The 21249-nt window shown below is 67.8% G+C and carries 17 protein-coding genes; 3 read left to right on the top strand and 14 right to left on the bottom strand.

Features of this window, described 5'->3' with window-relative positions:
- From rpsC to QWU11_RS43700, 13 genes are all read right to left on the bottom strand, one after another.
- Positions 1–788 (bottom strand): 30S ribosomal protein S3 (gene rpsC / locus QWU11_RS43760; protein WP_290120504.1); only part of this gene is annotated, 788 nt, incomplete at its 3' end.
- A complete protein-coding gene (gene rplV, locus QWU11_RS43755; protein WP_290120503.1) occupies positions 788–1198 on the bottom strand; it encodes a 50S ribosomal protein L22 in 411 nt (136 codons plus the stop codon). The genes rpsC and rplV, both read right to left, overlap by 1 nt.
- A 118-nt stretch (positions 1199–1316) precedes the next feature.
- The gene (rpsS, locus tag QWU11_RS43750; protein ID WP_290120502.1) at positions 1317–1598 is read right to left on the bottom strand and encodes a 30S ribosomal protein S19; all 282 of its coding nucleotides are present in this window, start codon (positions 1596–1598) and stop codon (positions 1317–1319) included.
- Between the two features lie 10 nt (positions 1599–1608).
- Complete coding sequence (gene rplB, locus QWU11_RS43745) at positions 1609–2442, bottom strand: 50S ribosomal protein L2 (protein ID WP_290120501.1); 834 nt, start codon at positions 2440–2442, stop codon at positions 1609–1611.
- 128 nt (positions 2443–2570) lie between these two features.
- Positions 2571–2873, bottom strand: coding sequence for a 50S ribosomal protein L23 (gene rplW, locus QWU11_RS43740; protein ID WP_290120500.1), 303 nt, complete (start codon positions 2871–2873; stop codon positions 2571–2573).
- A complete protein-coding gene (gene rplD / locus QWU11_RS43735; protein ID WP_290120499.1) occupies positions 2870–3484 on the bottom strand; it encodes a 50S ribosomal protein L4 in 615 nt (204 codons plus the stop codon). Before rplD ends, rplW begins: the two co-directional genes overlap by 4 nt.
- On the bottom strand, positions 3485–4132 hold the full coding sequence (gene rplC, locus QWU11_RS43730; RefSeq protein ID WP_290120498.1) for a 50S ribosomal protein L3: 648 nt from the start codon (positions 4130–4132) through the stop codon (positions 3485–3487).
- 12 nt (positions 4133–4144) lie between these two features.
- Positions 4145–4453: a 30S ribosomal protein S10 gene (rpsJ, locus tag QWU11_RS43725; protein ID WP_141956729.1), complete on the bottom strand. Its 309-nt coding sequence runs from the start codon at positions 4451–4453 to the stop codon at positions 4145–4147.
- A 148-nt stretch (positions 4454–4601) separates the two neighbouring features.
- Positions 4602–5795, bottom strand: coding sequence for an elongation factor Tu (gene tuf / locus QWU11_RS43720; RefSeq protein ID WP_290120497.1), 1194 nt, complete (start codon positions 5793–5795; stop codon positions 4602–4604).
- A gap of 82 nt (positions 5796–5877) precedes the next feature.
- Positions 5878–7989, bottom strand: a complete 2112-nt coding sequence (gene fusA / locus QWU11_RS43715; protein WP_290120496.1) for an elongation factor G — start codon at positions 7987–7989, stop codon at positions 5878–5880.
- A 35-nt stretch (positions 7990–8024) separates the two neighbouring features.
- On the bottom strand, positions 8025–8495 hold the full coding sequence (gene rpsG, locus QWU11_RS43710) for a 30S ribosomal protein S7 (protein ID WP_290120495.1): 471 nt from the start codon (positions 8493–8495) through the stop codon (positions 8025–8027).
- Between the two features lies 1 nt (position 8496).
- Complete coding sequence (rpsL, locus tag QWU11_RS43705) at positions 8497–8871, bottom strand: 30S ribosomal protein S12 (protein WP_019632621.1); 375 nt, start codon at positions 8869–8871, stop codon at positions 8497–8499.
- Positions 8872–9336: 465 nt separating this feature from the next.
- Complete coding sequence (locus tag QWU11_RS43700; protein ID WP_290120494.1) at positions 9337–11502, bottom strand: hypothetical protein; 2166 nt, start codon at positions 11500–11502, stop codon at positions 9337–9339.
- A 312-nt stretch (positions 11503–11814) separates the two neighbouring features.
- Here QWU11_RS43700 and QWU11_RS43695 point away from each other — a divergent pair, with 312 nt between their 5' ends.
- From QWU11_RS43695 to QWU11_RS43685, 3 genes are all read left to right on the top strand, one after another.
- The gene (locus tag QWU11_RS43695) at positions 11815–12714 is read left to right on the top strand and encodes a class I SAM-dependent methyltransferase (RefSeq protein ID WP_290120493.1); all 900 of its coding nucleotides are present in this window, start codon (positions 11815–11817) and stop codon (positions 12712–12714) included.
- 329 nt (positions 12715–13043) lie between these two features.
- The gene (locus tag QWU11_RS43690) at positions 13044–15587 is read left to right on the top strand and encodes a hypothetical protein (RefSeq protein WP_290120492.1); all 2544 of its coding nucleotides are present in this window, start codon (positions 13044–13046) and stop codon (positions 15585–15587) included.
- Positions 15588–15937: 350 nt separating this feature from the next.
- Positions 15938–16915, top strand: a complete 978-nt coding sequence (locus QWU11_RS43685; protein ID WP_290120491.1) for a pentapeptide repeat-containing protein — start codon at positions 15938–15940, stop codon at positions 16913–16915.
- 424 nt (positions 16916–17339) lie between these two features.
- Here QWU11_RS43685 and QWU11_RS43680 read toward each other — a convergent pair whose 3' ends face one another.
- Positions 17340–21215, bottom strand: a complete 3876-nt coding sequence (locus QWU11_RS43680) for a DNA-directed RNA polymerase subunit beta' (RefSeq protein ID WP_290120490.1) — start codon at positions 21213–21215, stop codon at positions 17340–17342.
- Positions 21216–21249: the final 34 nt, after the last annotated feature.

Here is a 21249-nt window from a genome sequence, read left to right as displayed (position 1 = left end):
GGGGGGGGGGCCCGGGGGGGGTGTCCCGCGCGGGGGGCGGGGGGGCCGCGTCCCACCTCCCCCCGCCGGCGGCCGCCGCCGCCGCGGCGCTGCGGCCGCTCGCGGCGACCGCCGCCACCGGCAGCGCGCTCCTTGGCGGCCTGCGCCTCGCGCTCGGCGCGGCTCGTCGGCGCCTCACCCTTGTAGATCCAGACCTTCACACCGATGCGGCCGAAGGTCGTACGGGCCTCGTAGAAGCCGTAGTCGATGTCGGCGCGCAGCGTGTGCAGGGGCACCTGGCCCTCGCGGTAGAACTCCGAGCGCGACATCTCGGCGCCGCCGAGGCGGCCGCCGCACTGCACCTTGATCCCCTTGGCGCCGGACTTCATGGCGCTCTGGATCGCCTTACGCATGGCACGGCGGAACGCGACTCGGCTGGACAGCTGCTCAGCAACGCCCTGCGCGACGAGCTGCGCGTCGATCTCCGGGTTCTTGACCTCGAGGATGTTCAGCTGGACCTGCTTGCCGGTCAGCTTCTCGAGGTCGCCGCGGATGCGGTCGGCCTCGGCGCCACGACGGCCGATCACGATGCCGGGACGCGCGGTGTGGATGTCGACGCGGACGCGGTCACGGGTGCGCTCGATCTCGACCTTGGAGATGCCCGCGCGGTCCATGCCGCGGGTCAGCATCCGGCGAATCGACACGTCTTCCTTGACGTAGTCCTTGTACAGCTTGTCGGCGTACCACCGGCTCTTGAAGTCGGTGGTGATGCCCAGTCGGAACCCGTGCGGGTTTACCTTCTGCCCCACTATCGGGTCCTCCTCGTCTTATTGCGGCCGCTGGCGTTCTTGGCACCATTCTTGCTGGTGGTGGCCTTGTTGCCCTCGGACCGTGACTCGACCACGACCGTGATGTGGCTCGTGCGCTTGTTGATGCGGTACGCACGGCCCATCGAACGCGGGCGGTAGCGCTTGAGCGTCGGTCCCTCATCGACCCACGCCCGGCTCACCCAGAGCGTGTCGGCGTCGAGCTTGTCGTTGTGCTCGGCGTTGGCGATGGCGCTCGAGAGCACCTTGTACACCGGCTCGCTCGCAGCCTGAGGGGCGAACCGCAGCACCGCCTGAGCCTCCGCGGCCTGCATACCGCGGATGAGGTCCACCACGCGGCGGGCCTTTCTGGGCGTGACGCGGGCGTACCGCGCCTGGGCCCTGGCTTCCATCGCTGTTTCCTCGCTCTCGATACTTAATTTCCGGGATCGGCTTCTCACTCGCTTCGCGGACGGCTACGTTCCTCCGCCGTCCACTCCGCTCGCTCGGCGCCTCTCCCTTTAAGTCGGTTCAGCCGCGCCGACTGCGGCGGTCGTCCTTGATGTGGCCTTTGAACGTCCGCGTCGGGGCGAACTCGCCAAGTTTGTGGCCGATCATCGCCTCGGTGACGAACACCGGGACGTGCTTGCGGCCGTCGTGCACGGCGATCGTGTGACCGAGCATGTCCGGCACGATCATGGAGCGCCGCGACCACGTCTTGATGACGTTTTTGGTGCCCTTCTCGTTCTGCGTGTCCACCTTCTTGATCAGGTGGTCGTCGACGAAAGGACCCTTCTTAAGGCTACGTGGCATCGATCGGCTCCTACCGCTTCTTCTTGCTACGACGTCGGACGATGAGCCGGTCGGACGGCTTGTTGGCCTTCCGGGTGCGACCCTCTGGCTGGCCCCACGGGCTGGAGGGGTGGCGACCACCGGAGGTCTTGCCCTCACCACCACCGTGCGGGTGGTCGATCGGGTTCATCGCGACGCCGCGGACGGTCGGGCGCTTGCCCTTCCACCGCATGCGGCCGGCCTTGCCCCAGTTGATGTTCGACTGCTCGGAGTTGCCGACCTCGCCCACCGTCGCGCGGCAGCGCAGGTCGACCATCCGCATCTCGCCCGAGGGCATACGCAGCGTGGCGTACTTGCCCTCCTTGGCCAGCAGCTGAGCGCCGGAGCCGGCCGAGCGGGCCAGCTTGGCGCCGCCGCCGGGCCGCAGCTCGATGGCATGCACGACCGTACCGGTCGGGATGTTGCGCAGCGGCAGGCAGTTGCCCGGCTTGATGTCGGCGGTCGGACCGTTCTCGACGCGGTCGCCCTGCTTCACACCGGTCGGGCAGAGGATGTAGCGCTTCTCCCCGTCGGCGTAGTGCAGCAGCGCGATCCGCGCGGTGCGGTTGGGGTCGTACTCGATGTGCGCGACCTTCGCCGGCACGCCGTCCTTGTCGGCGCGCCGGAAGTCGATCACTCGATACGCCCGCTTGTGGCCGCCGCCCTGGTGCCGCGTGGTGATGTGGCCGTGTACGTTCCGGCCACCCTTCTTGGGAAGCGGACGCACCAGCGACTTCTCCGGCTCGGCACGAGTGACCTCGACGAAGTCGGCCACACTCGAGCCGCGGCGACCGGGGGTCGTCGGCTTGTACTTACGGATGCCCATCTTTTTCGTTCATCCCTTGTCTGTCTTCGGAAAATCTGCCGATCCGGACCGGCCCTCCGCGGTGCCCGGCGTCCGGAGGTCGCGCACCTGCGCTCCCTCACGAGAGCGGCACGCCACGGAGGACGAGGTCATGAGACCGGGCCTCCGAAGATGTCGATCCGCTCACCCTCGGCCAGGCTGACGATGGCCCGCTTGGTGTCCTTGCGCTTGCCATAACCGAACCGGGTGCGCTTGCGCTTGCCCTGCCGGTTGATGGTGTTGACGCCGGTCACCTTGACCCCGAACACAGACTCGACGGCCTGCCGGATCTGGGTCTTGTTGGCGCCCGGGCGAACCTCGAACGTGTACTTGTTCTCGTCGAGCAGCCCGTAGCTCTTCTCAGAGATCACGGGCGCGACGAGAATGTCGCGCGGGTCGACGATCCTGCTCACTTGGCCTTCTCCTTCCCACTGGCGTGGTTCACGAAGGCCTCGTACGCCTGCTCGGTGAAGACGATCTCGTCGTTGCAGAGCACGTCGTAGGTGTTGAGCTGGTCGGCCATCAGCACGTGGACCTCGGCCACGTTGCGGATGCTCAGCCAGGTCAGGTCGTCCTCGCGATCGAGGACCAAGAGGATCTTCTCGGCCTCGGTGATGGACCGCAGCGCGGTGACGGCGTCCTTGGTCTTGGGCGTGTCGCCCTCGACCAGCCCCGAGACCACGTGCACCCGGCCATAGCGAGCCCGGTCCGACAGCGCGCCGCGCAGTGCGGCGGCCTTCATCTTCTTGGGCGTCTTCTGGACGTAGGAGCGCGGCTGCGGGCCGTGCACCGTGCCACCGCCGGCGAACTGCGGGGCGCGCGTCGAACCCTGACGGGCCCGGCCGGTGCCCTTCTGCCGGTACGGCTTCTTGCCACCGCCGGAGACCTCACCACGGGTCTTCGTCTTGTGCGAGCCCTGCCGCGCCGCGGCGAGCTGTGCGACGACGACCTGGTGGATCAGCGGCACGTTGACCTTGGCGTCGAAGATCTCCGGGGCGAGCTCGATGTCGAGCTTGCTGGTCACTTACTTCGCCCCCTTCGCGGCGCTGCGCACCAGGATCAGGCCACCGTTCGGACCGGGAACGGCGCCCTTGATCAGGAGCAGCCCCTTGTCCGCGTCGATGGCGTGCACGGTGAGGTTCTGCACGGTCGTACGCGTGTTGCCGTGCCGGCCGGCCATGCGCAGGCCCTTGAACACACGGCCCGGCGTGGCGCAGCCACCGATCGAACCGGGCGAACGGTGCTTGCGCTGGGTGCCGTGCGAGGCGCCCAGGCCCTTGAACCCGTGGCGCTTCATGACACCCGCGGTGCCCTTGCCCTTACTGCGTCCTGTGACGTCGATACGCTGCCCGGCCTCGAACACCTCAACGGTGATCTCCTGCCCGAGCTCGTACTCGGCGGCGTCGTCGGTGCGCAGCTCGACGAGGTGACGGCGCGGCGTGACGCCGGCCTTCTCGTAGTGCCCTGCGACGGGCTTGTTGACCTTGCGCGGGTCGATCTGGCCGTAACCGAGCTGGACGGCTGAGTAGCCGTCGGCGTCAGGCGTACGGACCCGGGTGACGACGCACGGCCCAGCTTGGACGACGGTTACCGGAACGATCCGGCCCTCATCGTCGAAGACCTGGGTCATACCGAGCTTCTCGCCCAGAACGCCCTTTCTCTGCTTGCTCATCTCTGGATGCCCTTAGAGCTTGATCTCGATGTCGACACCGGCCGGAAGGTCAAGCCGCATGAGCGAGTCGACCGTCTTGGGCGTCGGATCGATGATGTCGATCAGGCGCTTGTGCGTGCGCATCTCGAAGTGCTCGCGGCTGTCCTTGTACTTGTGCGGCGAGCGGATGACGCAGTACACGTTCTTCTCGGTCGGCAGCGGCACCGGGCCGGCGACCTTGGCGCCCGTGCGCGTCACCGTTTCGACGATCTTTCGCGCCGAAGTGTCGATGACCTCGTGGTCGTAGGCCTTGAGCCGGATGCGGATCTTCTGTCCCGCCATGGTGGCCTCGGTGTCCTTTGCTTCCTAGTGCCGCTGGATTACACCCCGTGTGAGCCGCTTTCGCGTCTCCGCGGAGATCCCGTAAGTCGGGAGTCGTGGTGCGGCGGCCGGGCCCGTTTCCGGGAGCTCCGACCGCCGCGCCGTCGTACTACTTGATGATCTTGATTACTCGACCAGCACCGACGGTCCGGCCACCCTCGCGAATCGCGAACTTGAGGCCGTCCTCCATCGCGATGGGCTGGATGAGCTCCACCCGCATCTCGGTGTTGTCGCCCGGCATGACCATCTCCGTGCCCTCGGGGAGGTGCACGACGCCGGTGACGTCCGTGGTGCGGAAGTAGAACTGCGGGCGGTAGTTGTTGAAGAACGGCGTGTGCCGGCCACCCTCGTCCTTGGACAGGATGTAGACCTGCGCCTCGAACTCGGTGTGCGGGGTGTTGGTGCCCGGCTTGATGACACACTGACCGCGCTCGACGTCCTCACGCTTGATGCCGCGCAGGAGCAGGCCGACGTTGTCGCCCGCCTGGCCCTGGTCGAGCAGCTTGCGGAACATCTCGACACCGGTGACGGTGGTCGTGGTGGCCTTCTCCTGGATGCCGATGATGTCGACCGTCTCGTTGACGTTGACGACACCACGCTCGATGCGGCCGGTGACGACCGTGCCGCGACCGGTGATCGAGAAGACGTCCTCGATCGGCATCAGGAACGGCTTGTCCGTCTCACGGACCGGCTCCGGGACGTTCTCGTCGCAGGCGTCCATGAGCTCGACGATCTTCTCGCCCCACTCGGCGTCGCCCTCGAGCGCCTTGAGCGCGGAGACGCGGACCACGGGGACGTCGTCACCCGGGAACTCATACTCCGAGAGCAGCTCGCGGACCTCCAGCTCGACGAGCTCGAGGATCTCCTCGTCGTCGACCATGTCGGCCTTGTTGAGGGCCACGACGATGTACGGGACGCCGACCTGACGCGCCAGGAGCACGTGCTCCTTGGTCTGCGGCATCGGACCATCGGTCGCCGCCACGACCAGGATCGCACCGTCCATCTGGGCAGCGCCGGTGATCATGTTCTTGATGTAGTCGGCGTGGCCCGGGCAGTCGACGTGAGCGTAGTGACGCTTCTCCGTCTGGTACTCGACGTGAGCGATCGAGATCGTGATACCCCGCTCGCGCTCCTCCGGAGCCTTGTCGATCTCGTCGAAAGGCGTGAAGGGGTTCAGGTCAGGGTGCTTGTCGTGGAGCACCTTGGTAATCGCCGCGGTAAGGGTCGTCTTACCGTGGTCGATGTGCCCAATGGTGCCGATGTTTACGTGCGGCTTCGTCCGCTCGAACTTGGCCTTGGCCACCGGTGTCTCCTTGTCGCGATCCTCGGCCGTCTGGGCGACCGGTTTGTTGCTTCAGAAATTTTGGTCTTGCGTCGCGGCGGTGTTATTCGCCGCGAGCCTTGGCGATGATCTCCTGCGCGACGTTCCCCGGAACCTCGGCGTAGGAATCGAACTGCATGGTGAAGACGGCGCGTCCTTGGGTCTTACTCCGCAGGTCACCGACGTATCCGAACATCTCCGAGAGCGGCACGGTCGACTTGATGACCTTGACCCCGTGACGCTCGCCCATCTCCTGAATCTGGCCACGACGGCCGTTCAGGTCGCCGATGACGTCACCCATGTAGTCCTCGGGCGTGGTGACCTCGACGGCCATCATCGGCTCCAGCAGCGCGGGATCGGCCTTGCGGGCCGCCTCCTTGAACGCCATGGAACCGGCGATCTTGAAGGCCAGCTCGGAGGAGTCGACGTCGTGGTAGGCGCCGTCCTGAAGAGTGACCTTGACACCGACCAGCGGGTATCCGGCGAGCACGCCGAACTCGGCCGCCTCCTGGCAGCCCGCGTCCACCGACGGGATGTACTCCCGCGGGATGCGGCCACCGGTGACCTTGTTCTCGAACTCGTAGCCGTCGCTGCCGCCGCCAAGCGGCTCGATGTCGATGATGACGCGACCGAACTGGCCGGAGCCGCCGGTCTGCTTCTTGTGCGTGTACTCGACCTTCTCCACCTTGCGGCGGATGGTCTCGCGGTAGGCGACCTGCGGCCGGCCGACGTTGGCCTCGACCTTGAACTCTCGCTTCATGCGGTCGACCAGCACCTCGAGGTGCAGTTCGCCCATGCCGGAGATGATGGTCTGGCCGGTCTCCTCGTCGGTCCGCACCTGGAAGGACGGGTCCTCCTCGGCGAGCCGCTGGATCGCGGTGCCCAGCTTCTGCTGGTCGACCTTGGTCTTCGGCTCGATGGCGACGTTGATGACCGGCGCCGGGAAGTTCATCGACTCCAGGATCACCGGGTTCTTGTCGTCGCACAGCGTCTCGCCGGTGGTGGTCTGCTTCAGCCCCATCACCGCGACGATGTCGCCCGCGCCCACGCGAGCGATCTCCTCGCGCTTGTTCGCGTGCATCCGGTAGATCTTGCCGATGCGCTCCTTGCGGTCCTTCACGCTGTTCAGGACCGAGGTGCCGGCCTCGAGCACGCCGGAGTAGACGCGGATGAAGGTCAGCTTGCCGAGGTGCGGGTCGCTCATGATCTTGAACGCCAGAGCCGCGAACGGCTCGTCCTCGCTCGGCCTGCGCTCGATGACCTTCTCTTCGTCGCGGTAGTCGTGGCCCTTGATGGACTCGATGTCGAGCGGCGAGGGAAGGTAGTTGACGATCGCGTCGAGCAGCGGCTGCACGCCCTTGTTCTTGAAGGCGGTGCCACAGGTGACCGGGGTGAGCTTGCCGGCGATCGTGGCCCGGCGAATGGCCGGGACCAGCTGCTCCACCGTGGGCTCGTTGCCCTCGAGGTACAGCTCCATGATGTCGTCGTCGGCCTCGGCCAGCGTCTCGACCAGCTTGTCGTGCCACTCGCGGGCCGCGTCGGCGTGCGTGTCGGGGATATCGAGAACGTCGTACATCTCGCCCTTGGCCGCCTCGGCGCTCCACACCAGGGCCTTCATGCGGACCAGGTCGATGACGCCCTTGAAGTCGGCCTCGGCGCCGATCGGGATCTGCAGCACCAGCGGAGTGGCGTTGAGGCGATCCACGATCATGTCGACGCAGCGGTGGAACTCCGCGCCGACGCGGTCGAGCTTGTTGACGAAGCACATCCGCGGCACGTTGTAACGGTCGGCCTGACGCCACACCGTCTCCGACTGCGGTTCGACTCCGGCGACGCCGTCGAACACCGCCACCGCACCGTCCAGCACGCGCAGGTTGCGCTCCACCTCGACGGTGAAGTCCACGTGACCGGGCGTGTCGATGATGTTGATCGTGTGATCGACCTCATCGACCTCCCAGTGGACGGTGGTCGCGGCCGACGTGATCGTGATGCCGCGCTCCTGCTCCTGTTCCATCCAGTCCATGGTGGCCGCGCCCTCATGGACTTCACCGATCTTGTAATTGACACCGGTGTAGTACAGGATCCGCTCGGTCGTGGTGGTCTTGCCCGCGTCGATATGGGCCATGATCCCGATGTTCCGGACCTTGGCCAGGTCTACGCCGGTCTGAGTAGCCACTTCTCGCGTCCTCGTGTCTAGAAACTGGTGCTGGGTTACCAGCGGTAGTGAGCGAAGGCCTTGTTGGACTCCGCCATCTTGTGCGTGTCCTCGCGCTTCTTAACACTCGCGCCGAGGCCGTTGCTCGCGTCGAGCAGCTCGTTCATCAGCCGCTCGGTCATGGTCTTCTCACGCCGCTGCCGCGCGTACAGCACGAGCCAGCGGAGCGCGAGGGTGGTGCTGCGCGCCGGACGAACCTCGACGGGCACCTGGTAGGTGGCGCCGCCGACTCGCCGGCTGCGGACCTCAAGGGTCGGCTTGACGTTGTCGAGTGCGCGCTTGAGCGTCACGACCGGGTCGTTACCGCTCTTCTCACGGCACCCCTCGAGGGCGTCGTACACGATGCTCTGAGCGATCGACCGCTTGCCGTCGAGCAGGACCTTGTTGACCAGCGAGGTGACCAGCGGCGAGTTGTACACCGGGTCAGCGATCAGCTGGCGCTTACCTGCGGGGCCCTTGCGAGGCATCTCAGCTCTTCTCCTTCTTCGCGCCGTAGCGGCTGCGGGCCTGCTTCCGGTTCCGGACACCCTGGGTGTCCAGAGACCCCCGGATGATCTTGTACCGAACACCCGGAAGGTCCTTCACACGGCCGCCGCGCACGAGCACGATCGAGTGCTCCTGCAGGTTGTGTCCGACGCCGGGAATGTAGGCCGTGACCTCGATGCCGCTCGTCAGCCGAACACGGGCGACCTTCCGAAGCGCGGAGTTCGGCTTCTTAGGCGTCGTCGTGTAGACGCGCGTGCAGACGCCGCGGCGCTGCGGGCTTCCTTTGAGCGCCGGCGTCTTGTTCTTGGTCACCTTGTCCTGGCGGCCCTTGCGGACCAGCTGCTGGATCGTGGGCACCGCGTCTCCGTCTTCCTCGTACCAAGCCGTTAAGCCATTGCTGGGTCTACCGCGTGTTCGCGCGGTCAGCCGATCACGACCTACTAGCGGCCATGACCTGCCGTTTTGCTTCTGTCTCCGACCCCCGAGGTCGGGCGTGTCGCACACACCCGCCTGCACTCAGCCCAGAAGGGCCAGGTGAACTCAGGGAGTCGAATCCGCGCCGCACGCTGACTTCAGGCCGGTCACCCTGAGGGCGAGGCACCGAGATCGGTGTGCACGCACGTTGAACCCGCGAACCGCGGGCACGAAGGGAGAGACTACCCAACACCCGCGCATGGGTCAAAACAAGGGCTGTACCACATCGGCGTGGCGCGGCGATGCTAGGTGTACAACGACAGAATGCCGACGGTTTGTTCCGTCGGCATTCTGTCCTAGTCGTTCTCGGTTGGGAAGCAGGCGCGCCCGCGTCTCAGCCGCCGGTGCTCACAGCGCCAGGAAGAGAATGATGAACAGGATGACCAGCACCACCGCGCCGGCGCCGAGGGCGATCCACAGCTTCTGCTTCGAGTCGCCGCCTTCGGCCGGGCTCTGGCCGTAACCGGGGTAACCGGCCTGGCCGCCGTGCTCCTGGCCGTAGGGCTGCTGCTGACCGTAGGGCGACGGCTGCTGGCCATAACCCTGCTGACCGTAGCCCGGGGCCTGCTGGCCCTGCTGCCCGTAGGCCTGTTGCCCGTACGCCTGCTGGCCGTAGCCCTGCTGGGCCTGGCCTTCCTGACCCTGGCCGTACGCCTGCTGGCCGTAGCCCTGCTGCTGACCGTAGGCCTGACCCTGCTGGCCGTAGCCCTGGCCGTAACCCTGCTGCTGACCGTAACCCTGCTGGCCCTGCTGGCCCTGCTGCCCGGCGTCCTGGCCCGGCTGGACCTGCTGCGGGCCCGACTGGCCGGCCTGGCCCGGCTGACTCGCCTGGCCGGGCTGGCCGGGCTGGCCGGGCTGGCCGGGCTGGCCGGGCTGGCCGGGCTGGCCGGGCTGGCCGTACGCCGGGTAGCCGCCCTGCTCGCCGCTCGGCGGCGCCCAGGCCTGCTGGCCCGGGTCGGCGCCCGGCTGCGAGGAGTACGGCGACTGCTCGGCGCCGGACGGCGGCACCGCGTACGGCGAGGAGGAGTCGTAGGGCGAAGCGGGCTCGTACGGCGCGGAGGGCTCGTAGGAGGACGACGACTCGTACGGTGATGCGGGCTCGGCCGGCGAGATCGGCGACGACGCCTGCTCGAACGAGGTCGTCTCACCACCCGTCAGGCCGCCTTCCGGACGCTGCGGGGCGACCGGTTCGTCGTACCGCCCCGGACCGCCGGACCCGGGCTCGTCGGGCGGCGGCACGAGCACGGTCCGCTCCGCGCCTCCCGGCTCGCCCTCGCGCGGCGCGTCGTCCTGCGGCGGGCCGAATCCCGGCACGACGTCCTCGACGGGCGAGGCGCCGTACGGGGAGTCGGCCGGCTTGGCGTATTCACCGGTCGGCGGGCCCTGCGGCAGCGAGGCGTCGAGCATGGTCGGGAGCGGCTGGGAGTCATCGCCGCCCGGCCGGGAGCCGAATGACGGCGGCTGCTGGTCGGTGGCGTCGTGGCCGCCCGTCGGGAAGGCGGTCGTCGCGGGCGGGAGCCCGTCGTCCTTGGAAGCCTCGCCGGGCGGCGGCGGCGCGAACGTGGTGCGCTCGGCGGCGTCCTCCTCGGCCGGCGGGGTCTCGCCGTACGCAGGCCCGCCCGGCTGACCGTAGGACGGTGCCGCGCCGTACTGTGGCGCGGCGTAGCCCGGCTGGCCGTACGGGCCCGGCTCGCCGTAGGACTGCTGCGGGTAACCGGGCTGCTGACCCGGCTGCTGGTTGTAGGGCTGCTGGCCGTACGGGGACGCCGGGTCTCCGTAGGACGGCTGCCGGCCGTACGGCGGCTGGCCCGGCTGCTGCTGGGAGTAGGCGTCCTGTCCGTAGGACGGAGACCCCGCTGAGGGCTCGGGAGGCTGTCCGTACGACGGTGCCTCGCCCGATTGCGGGTAGGAAGGCGGGCCGCCGGGCTGCTGGCCGTAGGGCGGCGGAGACTGCTCGGACGGCGTGCCGTACGAGGGCTGCTGACCGTACGGCTGCTGGCCGTAGGGCGCCTGCTGCTCGTAGGGCTGCTGGCCGTACCCCGGCTGCTGACCGGGCTGGCCATAAGGCTGCTGACCGTACGGGGGCGGGCCCGGCTGCTGGCCGTAGGGCTGCTGGCCGTACGCCGGAGGCTGCTCACCCGGCGTGCCGTACGGCGGCGGGCTGCCGGGGGCGGGATAGCCCGGCGGCTGCTGCCCGTACGGCGGCGGTGCCGACTCCGGCTCCGAAGGGGACGTCGGTGCGCCCGCGACGGGAGTGCCGGGGTCGGAGGTCGGGGTGGGTTTGTTCGGCCGGCGGTGCGCGCCGAACACCACCGTACGGCCGGACTGCAGTGCGTCCGGCGGGATGTCCGCGGCCTCCGGCTCCTGCGACGACGCGCCCGGAGCCGTCTCCTGGCCTGCCGACGCCTCTTCCCTGGTACGGTCGGACGCTTCGGACGTGGGGGACGGTTCGGACGAACCTTGCTCGTCCGGCAACGGCCAGTGCGATCCCTGGCTGCCGTTCTGCTCGGTCATCGTCGGGCTCCTTCAGCGCCGATGCCGCCGACGGCGCGCCGTCGGCAGTGCATAACTTCACTCGAAGGTGCGTGGCGCATATGGGGGACCTCCGAGTCTGTCATCGAACACCAGCCGGTGGTATTTTCCGCCGGTATACCCTTCGCCCCAGCCTGCCGTGATGACCGGGCTTAGAGCAAATCAATCTGCCCTGGACGTGGCGGCGGACCGCTCTCCGTAGGGGCCTGTGAGCGGCGAGTGTGGCGATTACCACCTTCGGCGGTCGTGTCGTGCGGCTCCATCGTCGGCGACGGGGAAGGTCTCACAGCGCTCATGACGTATCTGAGTCCACTGGGATATCTCCTGGGGCTGGAGGGCGCCGCACTGCTGCGCGGGCTCAAGGAGGGACGCGCCGACCGGGCGTTCGTCGAGGCGCGTATCGCCGAGATCCGCGCGCTGCTCGACACCCCGGTCCTGACGCAGACGGAGGGCGTCACGGCCACGCCGGGCGCGATCAGTACGGCCGAGGTGTACCGGTCGTGGGCGCCGCACTACGACGCGGACGGCAACCAGCTCATCGACATCGAGCAGCCCATCGTCTGGCGCATCCTGGACGGCCTGCCGGTCGGCACCGCCCTCGACGCCGCGTGCGGGACCGGCCGGCACGCGGCCCGTCTGAACGAGCTCGGTCACCGTGTGATCGGCTGCGACGGCTCCGCCGAGATGCTCGCCCAGGCCCGCCGGCGCCTGCCCGAGGTCGATCTCCGCCAGGCGGACCTGCACCGGCTTCCTCTTCCCGATGACGCGGTCGACACCGTCGTCTGCGCGCTCGCGCTGACGCACGTACCCGACCTGACACCGGTGCTGGCCGAGTTCGCCCGCGTCCTGCGCCCCGGTGGACACCTGGTCATCTCCGACTCACACCTGATCGCGACCTACCTCAGCCCGATCAGCGCCCGCCCGGGTCCGGACGGCCCCGCGATCTGGACCAGCCACGGTCACCCGGCCGCGGACTACCTCGCGGCCGCCCTCCCTGCCGGCTTTCAGGTCCGCCACTGCGAAGAACCCCGCCGCCCGCCGAGGACCGTCACCCCTGACGCGCCCGCCCCGGACTCCCTTCCCGCGCAGGGCTCCTGGGACGTCATGGACTGGTGCCCCGCCGCGGCGGCCGCCGCTCTCGACGGCTCGCCCATCGCGATCATCTGGCACTTCCAGCTCGACGGCCGTCCCTGAAACGTGATCGCTCGGGCGGGGGCTCTTCGCCCGCCTGCGCCGCCGGTCGAACGGACCGGTGACGGCGCGCCTTGACGTCCGTCTCGTACCATTTCCTCGCTCTATCGTGGTCAGCGGCGTGCGTCGGCCTAGAGCGCCGGGATAAGGGGAGCATGGTGGACACCTCCCGATGGCGTACGTCGAGCCGGAGCGGGACGGGGACGGACTCCGCATGTGTGCAGGCCCTCCTTGTCACGGTGCCTCGCGCCGCTGTCGGGCACCGGACCAGGCCTGGTGGCCGGGCTCTTCCCGCCGGCGGCATCAGTGAGACAGCGCTTCACAAGGCGCGGGTGACGCTGGGGAAGGAGTCCTCGGACCGGTACGAGGCCGCCATGGACCGGGCCGGGACGATCGTCCGGACGTTGAGCGGTCATCGGCCTTCCGCGCGGGATCTCGGCGAGCGTGTCTCCGACATCGACGTCGTCCGGATCCTGGTGGCGGCGCGGCTGGCCCGCGGCGGCGAGCCGGGGGCGGAGAGCGCCGAGGAGTTCGCGAGGTCCTTGCTGAGTGCCGTGGCCGCGTCCGCGCCCTCCCGGTGGGCAGGGAACATGACGCACCTGGTCGATCATGCGCTCACCCGGGACTACGGCCGGCGAGCACGGCGGTTCGACCACCGGCGGATCGTGGCGGCGTACTACCGCCTGCCCGACTGGAAGCGCCGCGACGTGATGCCGAACGTCGCGGAGGCGGTCGCCCAGCAGCTCATGACCGGAGGACCGGCCGTCGTGCCCGGCGGTGCGCTGGGAGCGGAGTTCGAGACCGTCATCAGGTTGACGGCGAGCAAGGAGAAACTGCCGTACAGGGCGGTTCTGGCCGACAACGAACGGTTGGGCTACAAGCTCGTGGTCGACCACCGCAAATTCTGGGTGGACACAGAGGGCACCTATCACCTCACCAGGGCATCGTTCGAAGCCTCTGGTAAGCAACTGAAGGAGACCTTGTTCCATACGCCCATCATAGAATTCGTCACCCGGCCGGGAGCGGTGCCGGGCGAGAACAAGCAGTGGACGATCCAGCAGCTCACCCAGTCGGTCAGCTCGGCCATTCACCTACTGGCCGAGAAGGCGAAAGACGGGCCGGTTGCGATCGATCACTGGCTGACGGAAGACGGATGGGTTCACCATCTTCACGACCCGGGTGACGTCAAGGTCGACGTTCTTCCCTTCTTCGCCGGGCCAGGTGAAGAACTCGCGCTTTTCGCGCAGTACACCGCCGACATCGCTCCGGCGGAGCTTTACGGCACGCTCCAGGACGTCCTGGCGAACGGCCGGCCGGGTACGAACGCGGCCCGGTTCTTGGCCCAGGGCCTGGAGTTCGGCACGGAGATCGCCAGAAGGTACGCGGGCCGGGTCGTCGGCACGCCGGTTCCCGCGCTGGCCGTCGACGTCCTCGATGAGATGGAGTCGGTGGCGGCCGTCCGCGGCTTCATGGCGCTGGTGTATCCCCATATCGCCGCCGGCTTCATGAAGCACGTCGCGGACAACTATGTGAAGAACTGGGTGCTGGCCGCTTCTCGTACGGCGTTCACCGCATTGCGGGGGACTCTGCCTAAGGGTGCCCAAATCTTCCTCGAAGAGAATGCGCAGGCCATCGCCGATACTCTGCAGGACTTTTTCTTGGCCGGCTCTCCGGACTTCGTACAAGCCCTTGAGAACGCGGGAAATGGTCTACACAAGAACAACTTGTTCGGATTGACACTTGCCACGTCACGCCCGGCGGCCATTATCGCGGATTATCTGGAAAACGCTCTTCTCGCCGAACCGGGAAAAATCATTGACCAGAATGAAGGGCTCGGAATCTTCACCCACTTCATGACGGCCAACGGTGGTCAGGCCGTCGTGGAGTTCCGGGGGTGGGGCCCGTACCCGATCGGCATCAGCCAGGTTCCGGACGTCATCGAGCCGCTCAGCGGAATGCTCGCGGACCGGGCGGGCCGTGCCCGGGAGAAACACGAGCGGTACAACGCGCCCAACCAGCGGCGTACCGCACGGCTGCTGCGCGCGGTCCGCCTGCTCAGCGATCCCGAGATCGACGCGGAGGCGGCGGCCTTCGACGAGCTCCACAGGCGCCTGGAAAGCCTGAAGCCCGTCTGGAACCTGCGGCACGCTGAACCCGAGCTGTTCCCCGCAGCCGACGTGACGGCCGTTCTGCTGGGCCTCGACGCCGTGGGTCGTGAGGACCCGGCCGCCGAGGAGGCCATGACCGAAGCGGTCGACGCGTTGTCCAGGCTTCGTACTCGCGTAGAGCTGGTACTCGACGCCGATCCGGATGCCCGCCACGCGATCGAGGCTGTGACGGCGCTTCTCTCCGGCGCCGTCCCCGAGCGGAGCCTGTTCGCCTTCGACGAGTTCCCCGAATGGGTGGAAGGAGCCCGCAGGGTTCTTGCCCCATTGCCGGACAAAGACGACCTGCTGGCGCAGGCGGGAGTCATCATCGGGTTCGACCACGAGCCGCTGCCCGCGGACCTGGGGTCGGTGCCGGCTCACCGGCGGAAGATGCAGCACGGCATTCTTCAAACCGTCGCCGCGGACCTGCACACGGCCGGCGAGGACAGCGCCCGGATCACATCGTCAGACCTGGCGGACGCCCTCGGGACGAGGCGTCGTAGCGTAGGAACGCCGGCGGAGATCGGAGGATCCAGCCTGGCGGTGGCCACACCCCAGGTACGGGAGCAGACCGAGCTCCCGCCCGGCAACAATCGCGAGGTCCACCGGCTGAGAACGACAACCGATTCCGACGGTGTGGTCTGGGGAAGCTCGTCACTCAGCCAAGGCGACTGTGTCAGCGTCGCCGCTGTCCGGTCGGGCGGCCGAACACGAGACCACTCAGCGTAAAACGTTCAGGAGCCCCCTTCTGGCCGTCAACATCGGGCTCACCCAGTGCCGCCGCACCCGAAGCCGAGGGACGACCAAGGTGCCGTGTTCACGAGCCGTGATCTCGGCGAACTCATCGTTTCGATGGTGCGGCGGTGGTGCGGTGGCATTTACTTCGGAGGGTGCAAAGACGATTAGTTCGGGCACAGCGTGAGGTGTCGTACCTGTCGGCCCACCCGGTGGCACGGGGAGCGCTGGTCGGGCTGACCGCGCTCGGGTTGATGACCGCGGCCGGAGCGTACGCGCTGGCGTTATGACAGGCACCGGACTGGGCGCATGCTCATGGTTCGGGTGACCGGCACGACGTACGGGTGCTGGTGGTCTCGGTCGCCGGCGCGGTGGTGGTGGCGGTCGGCCTCCTCTACACCGCCCGCACGTACCGGCTGTCGCACCGCGGACAGGTCACCGACCGATTCACCAAAGCCTTGGAGCGGCTTTCGTCATCCGGCATCGACGCACGCCTGGGCGGCATTTACACCCTCGCGCACGTCGCCGATGACTCCCGACCGCACCACAACGACGTGGTGGAAGTGCTGGAGGCGTTCATCTGCCACCGAACCCCAACTGCTCAGCCCAGCCGCCTGTGGCCACACGATCCGCCCCTGCCCGACCGACCCGCAACCGACGTACAGGCTGCCCTCACCGCCCTCGCTAGCCGCCCACACCGCCCCGAACGCCGCCGGCTAGACCTCAGCGGCCGGCAATTGACCGGCGCCCGCCTGGCCGGTCTGGTCCTGCACGGCGCAAACCTGCAGGGTGTGGTCCTGCGCTACGCGGACCTGCATGATGCGGACCTGCGCTACGCAGACCTGCGCAACGCGGACCTGCGCAACGCGGACCTGCGCAACGTGAACCTGGTCAGCGCGGACCTGCGCGACGCAGACCTCCGCAACGCGAACCTGAGCGACGCGAACCTGAGCAACGCCAACCTGAGCAACGCCAACCTGCTCGTCGCGTATCTGGGTGGCGCGGACCTGGGCGGCACTCACCTGATCGGCACCAATCTGGGCGGCGCGGACCTGAGTGGCACAGACCTGCGCGGCGCGGACCTGTGCGGCGCTCACCTGGGCGGCGCTCACGTGATCAGCACGGACCTGCGCGGAGCGGACATAGAGGGCGCGGACCTGAGCAACGCGAACCTGCGCAGCGCGCACCTGATCGGCGCGAAGAACCTGCCAGCCGGGTTGCACGTGCCCCAGGACTGGACCGTCTTTAGGGAAAGGAAGAGTCGGATATCCGGTCGGCGCTGGCTTCGACACCCGCCCGGTTCGTGTACGCCGTCTCGCTGACCGCCTCCCGCACGCCTTCCCAGTCACCCTTCAGACTCGGATGCATGGCCAACGCGTCCGCGTTGCGCACCAGCAGGGAAGCGCCTGGGTCCCCTGCCCGCACCTCACATCGAGCATGCGCGCCGGAGCGGCCTGCATGTGCTCCAGCAACTGTTCGACAGCATCCGCAGACGCTGCCGTCAGGTGTGCTCAGCGGTGGCGAAGGCGCTCCTGGCCCCCCCTTCATCGGCTCGTGACTTCGGGGGTCAGACGTCGTGCCCACGATCGTGGCGTGGAGTGGGTGCGGCGCGGTGATTGAACGGTGGGACCCGTACTCGCGACCGCCGGACTCCTGAAAGTTCAGAGGCCGCTCCCGATCACATCGGGAGCGGCCTCTGAGCTGCGTGAATCAATGGCGATCGCAGGTGGCGCCCGCGACTACCGCCTAGCGGTTGTACTGGCCGAAGTCGTACTCCTCCAGCGGCACTGCCTCGCCGGAGCCCTGGCCGAAGGCGTACTCGGCGCCCTCGTCGTAGGAACCGACCGAGTAGACGGCCGCCTTCGCTTCCTCGGTCGGCTCGACCCGGATGTTGCGGTACTGGGGCATGCCCGTACCGGCCGGGATGAGCTTTCCGATGATGACGTTCTCCTTCAGGCCGACCAGGGGGTCGGACTTGGCGTGGATCGCCGCGTCCGTCAGGACCCTCGTCGTCTCCTGGAAGGAGGCCGCCGACAGCCACGACTCGGTGGCCAGCGACGCCTTCGTGATGCCCATGAGCTGCGGACGGCCGACCGCGGGCTGGCCTCCCTCGGAGACCACGGCACGGTTGAGTTCCTCGAACCGCGGCCGCTCGATCAGCTCGACACCGGGCAGCATGTCGGTGTCACCGGACTCCAGCACCTGGACCCGCTTCAGCATCTGCCGAACGATGATCTCGATGTGCTTGTCGTGGATCGACACGCCCTGGGACCGGTAGACCTCCTGCACCTGGTCGACCAGGTGCAGCTGGACCGCGCGCGGGCCGAGGATGCGCAGCACCTCGTGCGGGTTGATGGCACCCTCGATGAGCTGCTGACCGACATAGACCCGGTCCTCGTCCTTGACCCGCAGCCGCGACCGCATCGGCACCGGGTAGGCGATCTCCTCGCCACCGTCGTCCGGGATGACCACGATCTTGCGGGTCTTCTCGGTCTCGTCGATGCGGATCCGGCCGGCCATCTCGCTGATCGGGGCGACACCCTTGGGGATGCGCGCCTCGAACAGCTCCTGGACACGCGGCAGACCGTGCGTGATGTCGATACCGGCCACACCACCGGTGTGAAAGGTACGCATCGTCAGCTGGGTGCCGGGCTCGCCGATCGACTGGGCGGCGATGATGCCGACCGCCTCGCCGACGTCCACGAGCTTGCCGGTGGCCAGCGAACGGCCGTAGCACATCGCGCAGACGCCGATCTTGGACTCGCAGACCAGCGCGCTCCGGGTGCGGACCTCGGCGACGCCCGCCTCGATGAGGCGGTTGAGGACGATATCGGTGAGGTCGGTGCCGGCCGGGTAGATGAGCGAGCCATCGACCACGAAGTCATCGGCGAGGTTACGTCCGACGAGGCTGTTCTCGGAGTTCGCCACCTTGATCAGGGAGCCGTCGGACCCCTTGGTCGCGATCGCGAACTTGATCGTGCGCTCGGTGCCGCAGTCGTCCTCACGAACGATGACGTCCTGCGCGACGTCGACCAGACGACGGGTGAGGTAGCCCGAGTCGGCGGTACGCAGAGCGGTGTCGGCCAGACCCTTACGGGCACCGTGCGTGGCGATGAAGTACTCGACCACGGACAGGCCCTCGCGGAAGGACGACTTGATCGGCCGCGGGATGGTCTCACCCTTGGGGTTGGAGACCAGACCACGCATACCGGCGATCTGCCGGAGCTGCAGCGGGTTACCACGGGCGCCGGAGTTGATCATCATCCAGATCGGGTTGGTGGCGGGGAAGGCCGCCTCCATGTCCTTCGCGACGTCGGCCGTCGCGTGGGTCCAGATCTCGATGAGCTCCTGACGACGCTCGTCGTCGGTGATCAGACCGCGGTCGTACTCACGCTGCACCTTGTCGGCGCGCCGCTCGTACGTGGTCATGATCTCCGCCTTGTTCGGCGGGGCGATGACGTCGTCGATGGCGATGGTCACACCGGACCGGGTCGCCCACCGGAAGCCGGTGTCCTTCAGCGCGTCGAGCGCGTTGGCGACGTCGACCTTCGGGTATGTCTCGGCCAGCTCGTTGACGATCACCGAGAGCTGCTTCTTGCCGACCTCGTAGTTGACGAACGGGTAGTCGGCGGGCAGTGCCTCGTTGAACAGCAGGCGGCCGAGCGTGGTCTCGAGGCGGTACGGCTGACCCTCCTCGTACCCCTCCGGCGCGACCCAGCCGCGCGGCGGCGGGACGTCCTTGACCCGGACCTGGACCTTGGCCTGGAGGTCCAGCTCGCCCCGGTCGTAGGCCATGATCGCCTCGGAGAGGCTGCTGAACGCGCGGGCTTCGCCGTCCGCGTTCTCCTTCTCCGTGGTCAGCCAGAACAGGCCGATGACCATGTCCTGGGTCGGCATCGTGACCGGCTTGCCGTCCGAGGGCTTGAGGATGTTGTTGGTCGAGAGCATCAGGATGCGCGCCTCGGCCTGGGCCTCGGCCGACAGCGGGAGGTGCACGGCCATCTGGTCACCGTCGAAGTCCGCGTTGAACGCGGTGCAGACGAGCGGGTGGATCTGGATGGCCTTGCCCTCGACGAGCTGCGGCTCGAAGGCCTGGATGCCCAGGCGGTGCAGCGTCGGCGCCCGGTTGAGCAGCACCGGGTGCTCGGTGATGACCTCTTCGAGCACGTCCCACACGGCCGGGCGGGCCCGCTCGACCATGCGCTTGGCGCTCTTGATGTTCTGGGCGTGGTTGAGGTCGACCAGCCGCTTCATGACGAAGGGCTTGAACAGCTCCAGCGCCATCTGCTTGGGCAGGCCGCACTGGTGGAGGCGGAGCTGCGGGCCGACGACGATGACCGAACGGCCGGAGTAGTCGACGCGCTTGCCCAGCAGGTTCTGACGGAACCGGCCCTGCTTGCCCTTGAGCATGTCGGACAGCGACTTGAGCGGACGGTTGCCGGGCCCGGTGACGGGCCGGCCGCGGCGGCCGTTGTCGAACAGCGCGTCGACGGCCTCCTGCAGCATCCGCTTCTCGTTGTTGACGATGATCTCGGGCGCGCCGAGGTCGAGCAGCCTCTTCAGCCGGTTGTTCCGGTTGATGACCCGGCGGTACAGGTCGTTGAGGTCGCTCGTGGCGAACCGGCCACCGTCGAGCTGCACCATCGGGCGCAGGTCCGGCGGGATGACCGGAATGCAGTCCAGCACCATGCCCTGCGGGCTGTTGCGGGTGTTGAGGAACGCGGAGACGACCTTGAGGCGCTTGAGCGCGCGGGCCTTCTTCTGGCCCTTGCCGCTGCGGATGATCTCCCGCAGCCGCTCGGCCTCCTCGTCGAGGTCGAAGTTCTGCAGGCGCCGCTGGATCGCGGCGGCGCCCATGCCGCCCTCGAAGTAACGGCCGAAGCGGTCGCGCATCTCGCGGTAGAGCAGCTCGTCGCCCTCAAGGTCTTGAACCTTGAGGTTGCGGAAGCGGTTCCACACCTCGTCGAGACGGTCCAGCTCACGCTGGGCGCGGTCGCGGATCTGCTTGAGCTCGCGCTCGGCGGCCTCACGCACCTTGCGGCGCTGGTCGCCCTTCGCACCCGCGGCCTCCAGCTCGGCAAGGTCCTGCTCAAGCTTCTTCTGCCGGGCCTCGATCTCGGCGTCGCGCCGCTGCTCGATCTGCTGCCGCTCAACGGAGATCTTCGCCTCGAGCGAAGGCAGGTCGCGCTCACGCGAGTCGGTGTCGACCCAGGTGATCATGTAGGCCGCGAAATAGATGATCTTTTCGAGGTCCTTGGGCGCCAGGTCCAGGAGGTATCCCAGACGGCTGGGCACGCCCTTGAAGTACCAAATGTGCGTGACCGGCGCGGCCAGCTCAATGTGGCCCATCCGCTCACGACGCACCTTGGCGCGGGTCACCTCGACGCCACAGCGCTCACAGATGATGCCCTTGAAGCGGACGCGCTTGTACTTACCGCAATAGCATTCCCAGTCGCGGGTCGGACCGAAGATCTTCTCGCAGAAGAGTCCGTCCTTCTCAGGCTTGAGCGTCCGGTAGTTGATGGTCTCTGGCTTCTTAACCTCGCCGTGTGACCACTGCCGGATGTCGTCTGCCGTCGCCAGGCCGATCCGCAGCTCGTCGAAGAAGTTGACGTCGAGCACTTTGTTAACCAGTCCCCTGCTGTCGTATGCCGTT

This window comes from Actinomadura sp. DC4 (assembly GCF_030406325.1).
GTDB lineage: Bacteria > Actinomycetota > Actinomycetes > Streptosporangiales > Streptosporangiaceae > Actinoallomurus.
Note: the sequence above shows the minus strand (reverse complement) of the source record. Positions and strands in the feature narration are given on the sequence as shown.